General features: G+C 43.3%; 14 protein-coding genes and 2 pseudogenes. 6 read left to right on the forward strand and 10 right to left on the reverse strand.

Annotated elements, in window-relative coordinates; genetic code table 11:
* Positions 1-41 precede the first annotated feature (41 nt).
* Positions 42-968 carry an ABC transporter substrate-binding protein gene (locus HWQ23_RS03810; protein WP_292823754.1) on the reverse strand — a complete coding sequence of 309 codons (927 nt, stop codon included), beginning with the start codon at positions 966-968 and terminating at the stop codon, positions 42-44.
* Between the two features lie 649 nt (positions 969-1617).
* Between HWQ23_RS03810 and HWQ23_RS03815 the strand changes: the two genes are divergently transcribed.
* Positions 1618-3117 (forward strand): family 10 glycosylhydrolase, encoded by a 1500-nt coding sequence (locus HWQ23_RS03815; protein ID WP_292823757.1) that lies wholly within the window; start codon positions 1618-1620, stop codon positions 3115-3117.
* An 86-nt stretch (positions 3118-3203) separates the two neighbouring features.
* On the opposite strand, the gene HWQ23_RS03820 is transcribed toward HWQ23_RS03815, so the two are convergent.
* Positions 3204-3830 (reverse strand): chloramphenicol phosphotransferase CPT family protein, encoded by a 627-nt coding sequence (locus HWQ23_RS03820; RefSeq protein WP_292823760.1) that lies wholly within the window; start codon positions 3828-3830, stop codon positions 3204-3206.
* 241 nt (positions 3831-4071) lie between these two features.
* Between HWQ23_RS03820 and HWQ23_RS03825 the strand changes: the two genes are divergently transcribed.
* Entirely contained in the window at positions 4072-4479 is a 408-nt protein-coding gene (locus HWQ23_RS03825; protein WP_292823763.1) for a hypothetical protein, read from the forward strand.
* On the forward strand, positions 4479-4652 hold the full coding sequence (locus HWQ23_RS03830) for a hypothetical protein (RefSeq protein WP_292823766.1): 174 nt from the start codon (positions 4479-4481) through the stop codon (positions 4650-4652). Before HWQ23_RS03825 ends, HWQ23_RS03830 begins: the two co-directional genes overlap by 1 nt.
* Before the next feature lie 170 nt (positions 4653-4822).
* On the opposite strand, the gene HWQ23_RS03835 is transcribed toward HWQ23_RS03830, so the two are convergent.
* The 3 genes from HWQ23_RS03835 to HWQ23_RS03845 form a co-directional block, all read right to left on the reverse strand.
* Positions 4823-5422, reverse strand: coding sequence for a molybdenum cofactor guanylyltransferase (locus tag HWQ23_RS03835; RefSeq protein ID WP_292823982.1), 600 nt, complete (start codon positions 5420-5422; stop codon positions 4823-4825).
* 30 nt (positions 5423-5452) lie between these two features.
* The gene (locus HWQ23_RS03840; RefSeq protein WP_292823768.1) at positions 5453-7516 is read right to left on the reverse strand and encodes a thioredoxin domain-containing protein; all 2064 of its coding nucleotides are present in this window, start codon (positions 7514-7516) and stop codon (positions 5453-5455) included.
* 331 nt (positions 7517-7847) lie between these two features.
* The gene (locus tag HWQ23_RS03845; protein ID WP_292823772.1) at positions 7848-8003 is read right to left on the reverse strand and encodes a hypothetical protein; all 156 of its coding nucleotides are present in this window, start codon (positions 8001-8003) and stop codon (positions 7848-7850) included.
* A gap of 488 nt (positions 8004-8491) precedes the next feature.
* Between HWQ23_RS03845 and clpP the strand changes: the two genes are divergently transcribed.
* Positions 8492-9103: an ATP-dependent Clp endopeptidase proteolytic subunit ClpP gene (clpP, locus tag HWQ23_RS03850; RefSeq protein ID WP_292823775.1), complete on the forward strand. Its 612-nt coding sequence runs from the start codon at positions 8492-8494 to the stop codon at positions 9101-9103.
* Between the two features lie 250 nt (positions 9104-9353).
* Here the strand turns inward: clpP and HWQ23_RS03855 are convergent.
* The 3 genes and pseudogenes from HWQ23_RS03855 to HWQ23_RS03875 all read right to left on the reverse strand — a co-directional run.
* Positions 9354-9539: pseudogene (locus HWQ23_RS03855) on the reverse strand (hypothetical protein); the annotation flags it as partial.
* Positions 9540-10068: 529 nt separating this feature from the next.
* Entirely contained in the window at positions 10069-10956 is an 888-nt protein-coding gene (locus tag HWQ23_RS03865; protein WP_292823778.1) for a hypothetical protein, read from the reverse strand.
* Positions 10957-11711: 755 nt separating this feature from the next.
* Complete coding sequence (locus tag HWQ23_RS03875; protein ID WP_292823781.1) at positions 11712-11969, reverse strand: hypothetical protein; 258 nt, start codon at positions 11967-11969, stop codon at positions 11712-11714.
* 363 nt (positions 11970-12332) lie between these two features.
* Here HWQ23_RS03875 and HWQ23_RS03880 point away from each other — a divergent pair, with 363 nt between their 5' ends.
* A complete protein-coding gene (locus tag HWQ23_RS03880) occupies positions 12333-13910 on the forward strand; it encodes an NAD(P)H-quinone oxidoreductase subunit 4 (protein ID WP_292823784.1) in 1578 nt (525 codons plus the stop codon).
* 314 nt (positions 13911-14224) lie between these two features.
* On the opposite strand, the gene HWQ23_RS03885 is transcribed toward HWQ23_RS03880, so the two are convergent.
* Positions 14225-14470, reverse strand: coding sequence for a DUF4351 domain-containing protein (locus HWQ23_RS03885; protein WP_472850381.1), 246 nt, complete (start codon positions 14468-14470; stop codon positions 14225-14227).
* 35 nt (positions 14471-14505) lie between these two features.
* Positions 14506-15524 (reverse strand): annotated as a pseudogene (locus tag HWQ23_RS03890) (DUF4351 domain-containing protein).
* A 134-nt stretch (positions 15525-15658) separates the two neighbouring features.
* Between HWQ23_RS03890 and HWQ23_RS03895 the strand changes: the two are divergent.
* The gene (locus HWQ23_RS03895; RefSeq protein WP_292823787.1) at positions 15659-16381 is read left to right on the forward strand and encodes a Uma2 family endonuclease; all 723 of its coding nucleotides are present in this window, start codon (positions 15659-15661) and stop codon (positions 16379-16381) included.
* The last annotated feature ends 401 nt before the right edge of the window (positions 16382-16782 follow it).

Genomic DNA, 16782 nt, shown 5'->3' on the forward strand with positions numbered 1-16782 from the left:
TCAGGGATTCAGACCCGCAACGGTTTATCGAGCTAAATGTCCTATGGTGCAAACAACGCTTGCTTAAGTTGCTGACAAGCCTTTTCAATTGCATCTATACTACCTGGATTCACCAAACCAAAATAATCAAACACATAGACTCGGTTATTTTTGGTTGCTTGGAGTTGCTGCCAAAAAGCTTCCTTTTTCAGCGAATCTAAAAGCGCTGCTTCCGAATTTCCTTGCGGGGGATTAACCAAAATTATCACCTCTGGATTTGCTTCTAAAACTTTCTCAGCCGAAAGCGTCACATAACCACCAACTGGACTTTTCCCTTGTAAATCTGCTGCTATATTTTTCGCCTGGAATTTCACCAGTAAATCCCCCGCCCAACTATTTTTATTTGGGGCTAAAATTGGTTGACGGCTAACCAGCGCTAGAGTAGAAAAACCCTGAGTTGGCTTTTCTGGCAAGAAAGTTTTGTAACGATTTAACAAAGGCTGAGGATCAACGTCAATTAATTTAGCAAGTGTTTTAGTAAGTTCTCCTAAAGATTCCCAGTTATTCACCTTGCTGAGAAAAGTCGGAATTCCTAGCTGCTGAAGTTTTTGAATTGGGATGTTAGAAAAACCTTCTGCACCAATAACTAAATCTGGTTTGAGCGCGACCACTTTTTCTAAATTGGGCGGATTTTGGCCTTCACTAACACGGGGAATATCCTTGAATCTTGAGTCATTTTTAAATAATCTGCTCCCAGTGATTCCGACAATTTTTGTTTGATCAAGTCGAGAGATAATGTCAGCAGAAAGAGAAGAAAGGGCAACAACTCTTTTTGCTGATCCTTTTGGTGCTTGCTGAGAATTTGTGTTTGTCGTCTCCGTAGGGTTTGTGACTTTTGTTTGTGGCTGCTGAGTGGTTGCAGTCGTGCAAGCAGCTAAAACTATACTCATCAAAAGTGCTAAAGCAGATAAGAGCCAACGACGATGCATATTAAAATTCCTTCTAGGGTAAAAATGGCATAAGAAGCATACTCAGCACCACATTCAAAAATAGCAAATGTTGCTTTTATAGCTGTCGTCAGGTAGTTTAGGACATAAGCTGAACAGAAAACCCGGATACCAAGAGACTTTCAAGCCTGTTCCCTATCCCCTGTTTAGAGTCCCCTGCTATAGTTCACACAGCTAAAAGTCAGGGTATTCTTGGTTCAAAAATCCTACTGGTTTTGGCAGATTTTCACTAACCAAGGTAGAGGCAAAATCTACCCAATAGGAGACTAAGGTTGATGTGTATTCAGGTGTTTTCTGCTGCCCTGTATGCGTTTATGTCTGATAAAAAAATCCGGCAACACAAATAGGTCTTTAGCAGTCTTAAAAAAATAGGTTTTAAAACCCTTACTACTTAACTATATAATTCGATACACGTTGGCCACAATTATCTGAGTTGGGTCGATGATTATCGTAAATTAAAGGGTTTAAGACCGAATGTCAACACGTAGCTCAAAGTTTCTCCCCTTGGGACACCCTTTAGCGCAACGGTGGCTGCGACTCCGCTCATAAATAAGAATCTGAAACTTTCTTCAATTTTGAATGTGTGAATGCGTGAATTTTAAATTGTTAATGTGTCCATCTACTGGTAGGTATGTCTAACCATTCCTTGAACGTTACAAGATCAACATTATTTTGGCGGTGGCTATTCGCTGTTGTTTTCACTAGTAGTTCGTTGCTCCCCAACTTTGGAAGCGAACCAGCAAGCGCACAAGCAACTGAGTATTGTCAGTTATCATCAGCGACGGCGCAAGAAAAAGAAAAGTTACGTTTGTCAGCCCTTAAAGACAAGGAAGATGCTCAAACGCGCTACCAAAATATGGTAGAAAAACAGGGACAGGAATTACAGGAGTGCCGCACTCGGACTTGGCCGCAAATCCAAGCCATTTGGTTGCGCTTGTATCCCTGTGACATTCAGCCAGGAACAATTGATCAGATTATGGATCGGATTGTTAACCGTGGCTATAACCAAGTTTATTTAGAAGTATTTTACGACGGACAGGTATTATTGCCAGCAAGAGCTAACCCGACGGTTTGGCCTTCTGTGATTCGCACTCCAGGGGCAGAAAACATCGATATACTCGCCACAGCAATTAAAAAAGGTCGGGAACGCGGTTTGAAGGTCTACGCCTGGATGTTTACCACAAATTTCGGCTATACTTACGCCCAGCGCCGAGATCGAGAAAGTGCGATCGCTCGTAATGGCAAAGGTCAAACTAGCCTATATGTTGTAGATAACGGCTCTCAAGTATTTATCGACCCCTACAACTCGCAAGCAAAACGCGACTACTACCAATTAGTACAAGAAGTTTTGCGCCGCCGCCCAGATGGCTTGCTATTAGACTACGTGCGCTATCCCCGACAAGCTGGAAGTGATTCTATCGCCACCAAAGTTTCAGATTTATGGCTATTTAGTCCTGCAACCCAAGAAGCTTTATTTAAACGGGCACAAAATTATAAAGGGCTGGACTTAATTCGCCGCTTTTTGAGTAAGGGATACGTCACTGGTGGAGATATAACGGAAGTCGATAAACTTTATCCCCAGGAAGGAGAACCCCTCTGGCAAGGACGCATTCCCCCACTAGCGCCAAGCTCAATCCTGCCTGTAACCAACAGACAACCACTTTTACAATGGCAGTTATGGCAGCTTGCCGTTGCCCACGCTATGCAAGGAATTCTAGATTTTGTCACCTTAGCTACTTACCCAGCAAAGCAGCAAGGTATTCCCGCAGGAGTGGTGTTTTTCCCTGATGGCAACCAAACTGTCGGACAAGGCTATGATTCGCGTTTGCAACCTTGGGATCGGTTCCCGACTACATTAGAGTGGCATCCCATGTCTTATGGGACTTGCGGTAATGTTAGTTGTATTGTGGCGCAAGTGCAGCGAGTTTTGAGTATGGCAAAACCGGGTACGCAGATAATGCCTGCTATAGCCGGTCAGTGGGGAAAATCCGTCAGTAATCGTCCATCCCTAGAAGTACAAATGCAGGCACTTCGCCAATTTGCTCCCCAATTGAAGGGAGTTAGCCATTTTGCCTATTCTTGGCAATATCCTGAAAGTGATAGCGATCGCAAATTCTGTCGGGTTAAGTAGACTTATTCCAGAAGTAGTGAAAGGGATCGAATTTCCCTTTCAACTTTCACCTTATAAGAAATACTAAACACAGTCATAACTACAGCTTAAGTATGGTGTGCAGCGAGTCGTTGGAATGCCGACGGTGCTGGATTATCTGCGAGGTGCTGGCGTATCACCTCCGCACACGCACCTGGGCTTAACAACGAGGTATCAACTTCCAGGTCATAGATGCCAGGGATGTGGACTTCACGTTGCCATAACTCAACCGGATGTGGCATTGGGGAGTCGGCTGCACTGACCACGTTCCACCCCGTGTTTTGTCGTCGTTCCATAATCATCTCGATCGGGCAATGAACGCCTACGAACAAGACCGGCAACCCGTTCAAACGCCGGGCACTATCGGCCAGAATGCCCCGCTTTATTGCGTAGGCGTCATGGTGTCCGACATCAACCACGACATTCAGACCCAAGCGGCTGTGGGCGGCGATGGACTCATACATGGCGCTGTACAGAATGGGAACGAGGGGTTCGATGTCCTGGCGTTCTCCCCCTGGCCGCAGACCGATCCCAGGTAGGTATCGTGCGGGAGTCATTTGCATAAACCTATCGACACCCAAGTTCATCCACACACCATCAAATGTCTCTTGGATGACTGCGACAATGCTCGACTTCCCTGATCGCGGGACACCATTCAGGATGATAATCTGTCCTAACTCCTGTGTCTGCCCCATGATCACTCCTCGCGTCCTTAATACATATAGTTAGCAGTTCCACGTTAGGGCTATTTTGTGGAATCGGCAATTGAAAATGCTTCTACCTCAGCCATGAGGCATTGGCTGAGGTAGAGATTTGATTGTGAGTGCAAGCACTGACTCTTCTCTACCTTGGGCTGCGCCAACGAGTAGGGGTACGGTGGGCACAGAGGGCGCAGAGAAAGTAAAATTATAAATAAAAATATTAATAATTATAAAAATGAAGCGTAAATGGATAATTTCACTTTTGGTACTGCCAATCCCAATTTTAGCTTTAATTTACACTTATAATTCACGCGCTCAGACCATAACCAAGATAGCTCAGAACAAAGCTACGATAGATGAAATAAACCCAGTTCTTACGCTAGGACTAGATCAACCTGTTGATATTTCTCCAAATGCCCAAAAAATTCTTCAAGGCTATGAAGGTGAATTCAAATCAGCAGTTCCTTTACCAAACATTACTGTGTCAGCACAAAAGGCGCTTGAGTTAGCAAATAAAATTACGTTTTCCAGTTTAACGCAACCGCCTATTAAAACCACAGTTGAATACTTATCCTACACAGATAAAGGGCGAGGTCTTGTCAATAAAATGTTTGGCGGGTGGTTTATTGGGGTTCACCAATAATGATGAGTGGGTCTCCACCTGTGGTTAATGCAGATGGCTCTATTTCTCAAGTTCCCAAAGTAAAACAACCCAGTAGTAAGAAAGCAATTACTTATGTTTTGATAGATCCTAACGATCTTGATGGGAAAAATGACTTTATTAGCAGAGTTTCCGCAGGCCCAGTTCACGATTAAGTTTTTACCTTTTTTGACACTAGTAAACTCAGCTTTGATTTCGTTCAAATCACAAGACTCAGATCCCCGACTTCTTAGAGAAGTCGGGGATCTTGTTGTTCACGAATGATTAAGTAGGGCTATAGAAAAGCAAACTAATCGTTAAAGACTAGCATTTTTTCTACTCGAAATTAACTTAAAGCCAAGTCCTCTGGTGTATTACAGTTAAACAGCATTTCCGGTTCTGTTAAAGGCAAAACTTCTACAGGATATTGCCGAAGCCACTGTTGAAACGATCGCCCCCCTGCATTGATAAACTCTAGAAGTTGTGGCAGACAGCGACGGCGATAGAAACCACACAGAGGTTCCCAGCCTTTGGGATGATCAGCTAAAGCTGCGATCGCATCATCTCCCACGCTATCAAGTTTAGTTACCCAATCTTGCAACACCTCAACCCGCAACCTCGGCAAATCGCAAGCTAGCAGCAGCACCCAATCTGTCTGTACTTCGGCTAGTCCTTGGGCAAAACCAATTAGAGGCCCGTGGGCTAGAGATTCTCCCGACAAAGATACTTCCCGAATAAACTCGCAACCAGGCAAAAGCAAGTCTTGATAGCGTTCTGGCCAGGGAGTTACTACATAAACAACATCAGCACAGCTTTCAGCAATACCACAAACTCGCTGTAACAACGGCACTCCTTGAATGGGAATCAAGGCTTTATCTTGACCCATGCGAGAACTCTTACCCCCAGCTAACACAATTGCGGTTAATTTGCAGCAGCTAAAGCTAATAGCGCCACCTTCTTCATCTCTACCCACTCCCTACTCCCTACTCCCTACTCCCCTATTTTGACTTTGCTCCACTTGCTGCAATAAATGCTCTACACTTTTTGCTGGTGCAAGACACTTCAAACCTTGGCAAACTAACCCAACGCTTCCCTCTGGTAAATCAGATATTATGGCAAACACAGCCGCCGGCAAATACTTGGGGATCAAAGCGTTTATTTGCTCAGTGGTGCTGCGAATCAAGGTAGAGTTACGATACCAATCCAAAGCTGTAAATAAGCTGGGACAACCTTGGGGAGCGCGATGCATGACGCTTCTAAAAGCTTTTAAGCCAAGTTCTGCTAAATCCAAATAATCTAGATTATCAGTGAGTAGGGCCAGACGCACAAGGTTAGCGATCGCTATTCCATTGGCTGATGGTGTAGCATTATCTGCGTAACTACGTTCTCTGACAATTAAATCTTGACTCGAATCACTTGATGTGTTATAGTAACCACCTAATTCTACACTCCAGAGAAATTCGTTGAATTCATCTTGAATAGCGATCGCTTTTTCTAACCATTGCTTTTGCTCAGGGTTGGAAGCTTGTAAATCCAAGAGAGCTTTAATAAAGAAAGCGTAATCTTCAGACTGAGCTAAAACGCTTGGTTCTCCTTGATAGTTGAGTCGGTGAAAACGCCCATCGACAAACTGATTTTCCCAGATAAAATTCGCCGCTCCTGCTGCTAATTCCAGATATAACGGTTGTTGGAAAACCCCAGCAGCCCTAGCCAGCCCAGAAATCATCAAGCTATTCCAAGCGACAATCATTTTCGTATCTGTCACCGAGGGAATGCGACCTGGCCAGTTAGTGGTTTTTGCTTCCTGGTTGTTACGAGCCGGGGGAAACAGCGACTCAGAACTAACGCCATAGCGAGCGGTAAACAGCTTGCTCAGTGCCGTTTCTAGCGTTGCACTCAGTTGCCCTGAATAGCGTCTTTGCAAGACATTACGCCCTTCAAAGTTGCCGTTAGGTGTCACCGTAAACTGTTCTAATTCCGTTAGTTCTTCAGGTGTTAGCAGCTGTTGTAGTTCGCTGTAACTCCAGACGTAAAAGGCTCCTTCTTCTGGTTCTACTGCCGTGGATTCACTGAAACTGTCGGCATCTTGAGCAGCATAGAAGTAACCTTCCGGCGCGGTCATTTCCCGCTTTAGCCATAGCGCAGTACCAGCAACTGCCCGCTCAAAGGCTGGTTCTTGTACTCCTGTACTCCACAAAGAAGCTAGAAACTCCACAATCAGTCCATTGTCGTAGAGCATCTTTTCAAAATGGGGTACTGTCCAAGTCGGGTCAACAGTATAGCGATGAAAACCACCGCCCACATGGTCATAAATGCCTCCCAGTGCTAAGTCTAGCCCCCGTTGGGTACAAACTTGCTTACCATCATCGCGAGATTCAAAATTAAATCGAGTTCCCCGCAGTGCTAATTCTGTGTAGGGAATCATCGGAAAACTGTTGCCAGATTGAGTAGGAGTAATTACACCTGTGCTGATTTCCCAACCTTGGCGGAGTAATTCATGGTCTTCAAGCTCAGTTGTTGCAGCGTCTTGCAACACCGCAGACGTGAGCAGAGACTCAATAATTAGGGATTTGCGTTGCTGTAAGTCCGCTTTTTCTGTGTCGTAGTAACGGCGAAGGGCTTGCAACACCTGCAAAAATCCCGGACGACCATAGCGCGGGTCTACAGGAAAATAAGTACCAGCGTAAAACGGCACTAAATCTTCTGGGGAAAGAAAAATATTCAAAGGCCAACCCCCTTGACCGCTCATCATCTGCAAAGCCTGCATATAGATGCTATCGAGGTCAGGTCTTTCTTCCCTGTCTACTTTGATGGGAAGATAATTGGCATTCATGTAGTGTGCGATCGCAATATCAGAAAAAGCCTCGCCTTCCATGACAGTACACCAATGGCAACTAGAATAGCCAATGGAGAGAAAAATCGGTTTATTTTGCGCCCTTGCAGTTGCAAGTGCTTCGTCACACCAAGACCACCAATCAATCGGGTTTTCGGCGTGTTTGCGGAGATAGAGGCTCTTAGCTTCAGCAAGGCGATTAGTCATGATCAAATGCAAATAGTTGCCTTCTTTGCTCAGTCTACCCTGTTCCCAGGAGTATTAGCCGTCTAGGCTAAGTACATACGCAAGAAACGCTACGAGCGAATTAAACCTTGACTAGAAAGTAGTAGTGCATGTCTTTGACCGTACCAATTTGAGATTTGGGATTTTGGCTTATGGAATTGGTTTTTCGGTTCGAGCCAGGCCGCTATAGCTGCTCTCAAATCTAAAATCCCCAAGCTGCATCCCAAGAGTGGGTGCAGTCAATTAAAAATTGCAAATCTAAAATCCAAAATTCTTTGACATCGCCGACACCTGTGAAATTCCTGAAATATTCTTATTGAAAAGATTGCAATACCAAGCTAACAATATTTGCTGGCGTTTCTCGCACAGGTGATGCTGTCTTTGTCTGAATTAAAGTATTTGGGCTAACTCCTGCTATCAGGTGGAGCAAGAAGGTGATAATGGCGGCTTGTACAAATTTTTCCAGCATGGCACGTCTCTCTTTGGGTGGATAGCATTTCAAGTAGAACTGGTTTATTCTAAGTACACCTCGGACTATGGATTTACCGAATTTAACAAAAATAACTTAATAATTGCTGAGGCAAATCCTAAAAAAATGTTTAAAATGCTACTGCATCTTTTAGGTAATTCCTTAAGCAAGTCTGATTTCGGTTATCGGTCTAATCACCACATCGCCAAGGATGTGCAGTAAAGGCCGAGATATGAGATTGGGGAGAGTGGGAGTTTTTTGATTTGTTCTTCCCGAAGTCGGGATATTCTATTAGACAGCTTATGCCGCAAAAAAGTGCCCTTAGTGCCCTTAGAGGTTGAATCTATTGCATAATCACCTTTTGCGCCCTTATTAGAGAAGGAAAAACCAGAAAGGTTTAATTTATCTAGCTGGGAACAGTAGAGATCAACCCCAGTTTTGTGCTGTCACCGATAAAATGTATTTAAAGTAGCCACAAATACCCTTCCATGATTCCTATCGTTATTGAACAATCGGGTCGAGGTGAACGCGCCTTTGACATCTACTCACGGCTGTTACGTGAGCGCATCATATTTTTGGGACAACAAGTTGACAATAACATTGCTAACTTGATTGTTGCCCAACTGCTGTATTTGGATGCTGAAGACCCGGAGAAAGACATTTATATGTACGTCAATTCTCCCGGTGGTTCGGTGACGGCTGGTATGGGCATTTTTGACACTATGAAACATATTCGCCCTGATGTCTGTACAATTTGTACCGGATTGGCGGCGAGTATGGGGGCTTTTCTCCTCAGCGCTGGTGCTAAGGGTAAGCGGATGAGTCTACCCCATTCTCGGATTATGATTCATCAACCTCTAGGCGGCGCTCAAGGACAGGCGACTGATATTGAAATTCAGGCGCGGGAAATTCTCTACCACAAGCGGCGGCTAAACGACTATTTAGCTGAACATACAGGTCAACCAATTGAGCGGATTGCTGAAGATACTGAACGTGACTTCTTCATGTCGCCAGAGGAAGCCAGGGAATACGGTTTAATTGACCAAGTAATTGATCGTCACGCTGCTGGTAGCCGCCCAGCAGTTGCTCTTGTTAATTAATAGTCACGATTGCTAAATGGTGATTTACCAGTTTTAATTCCCTTAAACCCTAAAAATAACCCCTCTTTATAAGTGAAGAGGGGTTATTTTTGGAATGGGTGGACTTGTTCAGGTACTTAATACCAGATTTGGACAAATGACTAACTAAAATCCCGCTAGTGGTCTGTCAAGTCAAGTTTGCTAGGTTCGTAGTGAGCGCTTTAGCGCTCAAATCAAGGACTAAAGTCCTTACTACGAACTTATTCATCCATCAAAGTTGGTCTGGTGGACTTGGCTGAGATTGGAGATATTGGAGGAATTTGTGCAATTTATCATCGGTCAGCAAAAAACGCGATCGCTTACCGTAGGTTTTAATCAGATGCTCCCGTCCCTGTTCTGTTGTCCAGCCTAAACGCTGCATTTGGACATTGGTCTTAGCCAATATCCGAGATAAATCCTCAGAAGATATTCTAGTAATTACATTGTCTGATTCTTCTGAGTATGTAGAGAAATCTTGGAACTCTTCATATTCCGCGTCAAAATCCGTGAGGGATTCTATTGTAGGTAGAGATAGAAGGTATTGGAAGAAGTCTAGTAATTCTACTTCTGTCAGTAAGGTACGCGATCGCTTCCCATAAGTTTTTTTGAGATGTTCCCGTCCCTCCTCTTCTGTCCACCATAACCGTTTGATTTCAAAATTAATTTTAGCAATCAGAACTTCGTGTAATGTTGGTGTCGGTTGAGATGCAAGGTATTGCCCGAAGTCTAGTAATTCCTCATCGGTTAGCAAAAAACGCGATCGCTTCCCATAGGTTTTAATCAGATGATCCCGTCCCTGTTCTTTTGTCAACCCTAATCGCTGCATTTCACAATCTGTTTGAGCAATTACTTCAGAAAAATTCACAGGTTCCATAGCTTCGTTACTCTTTCAACAGCCTACGTCATTAGTCCTTACAAATAACTAATGACTAATGACAAAGGACAAATCAAAATCCCGCTATTGGATCTGGCTCAGATTGGAGGTATTTAAGGAATCCATGCAATTCTTCTTCAGTTAGCAAGGTGCGCCCCCGTTTACCGTAGGTTTTAATCAGATGCTCTCGTCCCTGTTCTGGTGTCCACCCTAAACGCTGAAGTTCGACATCTGTTTTAGCAATTACATCCGATAAATCCACGGGATCAGCTTTCTTCTTTCTCTTTCCTGTCGCTGGCGGGGTGGCGATATCCTCTTGAGGGCTGTAACTCCGAGGTGTAAATGGTGTAACATTATTCACAGAAATTGCTGGAAAGCTTTGATTTTCCATCTGGTTATCAGAGGGCATTTCCAAGTTTTCAACCCGAAGATCAAATTCTAGCTCCCGGTTGGCACTCAGAGGAAGGTTTTGACCTAAATCCTGACTATAGGTATCACTTGCTGGCGGCACAGTATTACTGTACCCGTACTCTTCGTTACTGCTTGTAACTACTTCTGGTTTGATGTTCCGTACTCTGGAAGGCGGCAGAGATATTTCTTTGTCACTGACCACTGACCATTGACTACCAAGAAAATCCTCATCTTTTGTAGAGGAATAGGCAGCAGGCTCATTCAATCCACCTTTGGTGTTCAAGGAAGGGTTTAGCTGCGCCGGGGAAATTGGATCTGAGGTAAATGCCACTGATTCTGGTGGCGCATTTGTAATACCCAAAACTATCAGCGCTCTAGTTCTGGCTTGGTCTTCTGCTGCTTCTACTGTTTCTGCTGCTGCCATACCCGTAGCACGGGTTACGCCTTCAATTTGCACGCTTGCCCGGACAATATATTTTCCTTGAAAAATTTGTACTAATTCAGAAATCAGACTGCCCTTGGGATACAAGCTCTGGAATTGAGCCAACATAATACTGCTACCAATCTAAATATTTTTAATAACGGGGTCGATACTGCCTGTATGCTCAAGCGAGGTAAGCTGCCCTTACTTTAATTTACATCTATTCGATACCCAGGATGCCTGTCAATATTACATTTTTTGATTTTTTATTGCTAACCGAAACAGTGCTGAATCCTGAATCAGTGCTGAGTCCCCGTTCACCCTACAGCCCTCCTTTGCATCCTACAACGGGCATCTCCCAAGGGGAGAAGATGTGATATTCGGTTAAGATGATCAACCCAACCTTCCGCCTCAGTCCCACCAACTTTTTTACTTGGTTGTATAACCTCCACCATAATGAAAGCTACATCCAAATTACCTCCAAAATCAGCATAGCGGTGATTGTAAATAATTGATATGCGATCGCGAGCGATCGCGCTTTATCTATGTATGGCTATGTCTTTTTAATTCCATCTTCAATCTTTTCTAAGCTCACATCCGCCTGATCCGATTTTGCATAAATGAGTAGAAGTAAGACAGATTCAGGTGAGACAACTTAATAAATCACCCAATATCCACCACTTTTACCCGTCGGGATATCACTGTTTTTTGCTCTAACTTTAAAAACGGTCAAGTCTATCCCAGAGATTTGATCACCGATAAAATTTCCAGCCTCTAGTTGATCGATAATGGGTTGAATATCAATTTAAATTTGCCGATAGCGTTTAGTCAGAGTTTTGAGACGGCGTTTGAAGGGAGGTGTAAAGCGAACTTCTGCCATAAATCTAGGCTTCGATATCGTCCCAAAGCTCTGAAACTGGGAAAGTTTGTCCTACTGCTGCTTGTCGCACAGACTCTTGCAAATCGGCTAATATTTGTGCTTTTGGCTCTTGTTCATCAATCCAAGCTAAACCACTGACGTTATCAGAATTTATGGAACTTATCAGCTGTTGCCAAAGTTCTACAGGGATTAGTACATCTGTTGTTTCTCCATTTACGTTGGTGACATAACGAATTTGACTTTCAATTTGTGCGATTATCATTATGCTTAGTTCTCCTGTTATGCTTTTTGGCACCAAATCGCTTTTTTCAACAACCACCAAACAGCATTTTGTATTTTTAGCGATAGGTTAGGCTACGCGTAGACGCGGAGCGGCTTGTCGTAGACATCGCACCACTAAACTATAATTTTATCGGCTTTTTTAGGGTAAATTGTTGACTTGACTGGGAGTATCACAACCCACATTCCGCACGCGCAAGTGTCAAAAAAGACTCCCAAGAGAAAAAATCGGAGATTACCAATTTAATTAAATCAACCTAACGAGGAAGACTAAATCACCAAAAAGCTGTTAGTTAATAACTAGTGAGTTTTTGCCAAACATGATTTTGATAGCAGACAAATTGCGATGAATACAGCTAATTTCCCGTGGCTGACGACGATTATTCTGTTGCCGATAGCGGCATCGCTACTGATTCCCATCATCCCGGATAAAGAAGGCAAAACAGTGCGCTGGTACTCCCTGATCGTAGGGCTGATCGATTTTGCACTAATTGTTTACGCTTTTTATACTGGGTATGATTTCTCTAATCCAGATTTGCAGTTGGTGGAGAGTTACCCTTGGGTACCGCAACTGGATTTGAATTGGTCAGTAGGGGCAGATGGCTTGTCGATGCCCCTAATTATTTTGACTGGATTCATTACCACGCTGGCGATTTTAGCAGCTTGGCCTGTGACCTTTAAGCCCAAGCTATTTTACTTCTTGATTTTGGCGATGTATGGCGGTCAAATTGCCGTGTTCGCCGTCCAGGATATGCTGTTATTTTTCCTGGTGTGGGAACTGGAACTGGTGCCGATATACTTTCTACTGTCAATTTGGGGAGGCAAAAGGCGGCAGTATGCAGCGACCAAATTCATTTTATACACTGCTGGTGGTTCGCTGTTTATTTTGCTGTCTGCCTTGACAATGGGATTTTACGGCGATACGGTGACGTTCGACATGCGATCGCTCGCCTTAAAAGACTTCGCCCTCAATTTCCAACTAGCCGCCTATGCTGGCTTCCTAATTGCCTACGCCGTCAAGTTGCCGATTATTCCCTTGCACACTTGGCTACCTGATGCCCACGGCGAAGCGACAGCCCCCGTGCATATGTTGTTGGCAGGTATTCTCCTGAAAATGGGCGGTTACGCTTTAATTCGGATGAATGCCCAAATGCTCCCCGATGCCCACGCTTATTTTGCACCAGTGTTGGTGGTTTTGGGGGTAGTTAATATCATCTACGCTGCCTTGACATCCTTTGCCCAGCGCAACCTGAAGCGAAAAATTGCCTATTCCTCAATTTCCCACATGGGCTTTGTGATGATTGGTATAGCCTCCTTCACCGATTTGGGATTGAGTGGGGCAGTCTTGCAAATGGTTTCCCACGGGTTAATTGGGGCGAGTTTATTCTTCCTGGTTGGCGCAACTTACGATCGCACACACACCCTGATGTTGGATGAAATGGGCGGTGTTGCCAAAAGAATGCCGAAGATTTTCGCCATGTTCACCACTTGTTCGATGGCTTCTTTGGCACTGCCAGGGATGAGCGGTTTTGTGGCAGAATTAATGGTATTTGTTGGCTTTGCTACTAGCGATGCTTATAGCTCTACTTTCAAAGTCATTGTCGTATTATTGATGGCAGTTGGAGTTATTTTAACTCCGATTTATCTGCTGTCGATGTTGCGAGAAATTTTCTACGGAGAAGAGAACAAGGAATTAGTTTCTCACCAAGCTTTGATAGATGCCGAACCCCGCGAAATATTTATCATTGCCTGTTTGCTGGTGCCAATTATTGGTATTGGTTTCTATCCCAAATTGCTGACTCAGATGTACGACTCCACAACGGTACAATTGACAGCAAGATTGCGTGGTTCCGTGCCGACATTAGCACAGCAAAAAGAAGAAACGCTAAAGGTTTCTTTGAGTGCGCCTCAAATCGCTAATTAAGTTGCGATCGCTACTTTAGTTTAAATATTTATTGCTTTGAGGGCGGGTTTTATACCTGCCCTTTTTATTACTCACTCGTAACTTTTGATTCGTTAAAGCAAAAAACTCATCGAATTGATCCCAAAAATCGGGAGCATCTCAATGAGTGTAAAAAGCCTTGTAATACCTCACCCCAACCCTCTCCGAACCCACGGAGAGGGAGCAAGAATCTTGTTTCTTGTCTGGTATATTTGCTTTCACTGAGATGCTTCCCAAAAATGCTGTATGTGGTAAGTGAGTAAATGTATTTTTTACAATTTTCATATAAATAGATTTTAAGCTGATTGATTTGTTTGCAACCAGTTAAGTAAATCTTCCGTAGCAGTAAAATCTAACAAAGCTTTGCCAAGGGTTTCTAATTGATTTAAAGAAAGAGATTTGATGCGCTCTTGCAATTCTGGTGATAATTCTCCCACTCGTCTTTGTAGTAACCTTAAAATCAGCCGTTGTTCACCTTCTTGTTTACCTTCTTGTTTTCCGCGCTCGTAGCCGATGCGCTCACCTGTCGTTATATATCTCATAGTCCGCTCCTGCTCAAATTTCATAAAAATAGATTTTAAGCTGATTGATTTGTTTGCAACCAGTTAAGTAAATCTTCCGTAGCAGTAAAATCTAATAAAGCTTCGCCAAGGTTTTCTAACTGATTTAAAGAAAGAGATTGGATGCGCTCTTGCAATTCTGGTGATAATTCTCCCACTCGCCTTTGTAGTAACCTTAAAATCAGCCGTTGTTGACCTTTTTGTTGACCTTTTTGTTCACCTTCTTGTTTTCCGCGCTCGTAGCCGATGCGTTCACTTGTAGTTATATATCTCATAGTCCGCTCCTGCTCAAATTGTTTAAACTCTTTCCAAAACTGATTTTCCAATGCCTTTGGTAATATCATAACCCAATCGATAAATCGATACAGATTACGAATATCCTGCTCTTCTAAGCCCAAATCATATAGCCTGCGAATTAAGCTAAACTTCCATATTTTGCGTTGTTCAGGTGATGAACGTGTCTGCTGCGTTTTCAAATGCGCCATGACGACAGTTGCAAATGGATTATCGCTATTTTCTAACTCCTGAAAGCGATTTTCGTAATCCAAAAGTTTAACACTGCCAAATTCAAAATTTAAGCGAGTATTGGGATAATTGTAACTGTAATTACTTGGTCGCCATTCTCTGTTTGGATCACAGAGAATTGCAAGGCTCGTTGCTGGTTGATCAAAGCGGTCAAATATGCGAAAGTTGTACGTAAACATCCGCTTAGGAAAGTTATCTTCTTTTTGTGCCTGAATTTCAACATGGACTAATAACCAAAGTTCTTCCCCTTGGGTTTGCCAAACTTTGACTAATTGATCAGCATATCGCTTACCCTGTTCGGCTATGGCTACGCCAGGCAAGCTACACGAGCTATTTGCTGAAATTCTTTATCTAGAAATTCGTAGGGGCGTTCCCAATCAATTAATGCAGAAGTTTCTGGAAAAAAGAAATGCATTGCTTGGGGAAAATAAGCTTCTATAATTTCTTTCCAAGGGCTATCAAAATCAGCGCGTAGGCGTAGCCCGTCGTAGACATCGCTAATATTGGTCATATTTATCCAAGAGGCTGATTTTCGTCAGATTAATGTGGATACTGGAATGCACAATCATTTTACCCTTGTATATCTACTTAATTATCGATACATTTCCTACAATCAAGGTACAATCAGATTTGGTAAAACCACTCATGTTAAACTACAATCCGTTGCATTGTTTGCCATCTTCCGAAGAACTACCCGACTCAGATGATACCTCTGTGGATAATGAACTCCAAAATTTAATTCCCGGCTTGCTGAAAACGATCCTAGCTTTGGTTTGGTGCGATCGCTGGGATTGGTTCTTTGGTGTTGATATGGGTATTTATTATCACCCAGATAAACCAGCAATTGTCCCTGATGGGTTTCTCAGTTTAGGAGTTAAACGCTTTATTGATGAGGACTTACGTCTAAGTTATGTGCTATGGGAAGAAAATAAACCGCCAATTTTAGCGCTAGAAGTTGTTTCCCAAATATATCGGGAAGAATACAGCACCAAGAAAGAATTTTATGCCAAAGAATTAGGAATTTTGTACTACGTTGTATATAGTCCCTTTCGTCGTAAAAATCCACCTTTGGAGGTGTATCACTTAGTTGATGGGGAATATATTTTAATGTCAGGAAATCCCGTTTGGCTACCAGAGATTGGTTTAGGAATTGGGGGAGAACGGGGAATTTATCAAGGTATCGTGCGGGAATGGCTGTACTGGTATGACGAGGAAGGGCAAAGATTGCTAACACCAGAAGAACGCATTAGGGAAGCCGAAGAACGCACGGCTTTTGAAGAACAGCGACGTGTGGAAGTAGAACAACAGGTGAAAATGTTAACGGAAAGGTTGAAAGCGCTTGGTGTTGATCCAGAAACTTTCTCATAGATTAACCAAATTTTGTAATTGCTAGGACTTACGTATTGACAAGAAATACCAAATCAGAGTTTGAGAGATATTTTGCGTAAGTTCTAGATTTTTCAGATTATTTAGTAATATGAAGATTACTTGAGCTAAAAGCCAAGGAACTTCAGTTCCTTGTGGGACATGGGTTTTACGTTAAGTTGACACGCATGAGCTTTTGCTCTGTGCCCCTACAGCATGATCTATTTACGTAGTTTACCGCCGTAGGCATCGCAGGATAATTAAGAAAAGCCTGAAAACTTCCTCAAGATCGTTAATTGGGATCGCGATGCATTTGTACAGTGCGTAAGTCCTAATTGCAAGCGATGTCTACGACGGGCTACGCCTACGCGTCTACAACTGACGAGACAGAAATTCTGGACTAA

This window comes from Nostoc sp. JL33, from assembly GCF_017114985.1.
Taxonomy (GTDB): Bacteria; Cyanobacteriota; Cyanobacteriia; order Cyanobacteriales; family Nostocaceae; genus Nostoc.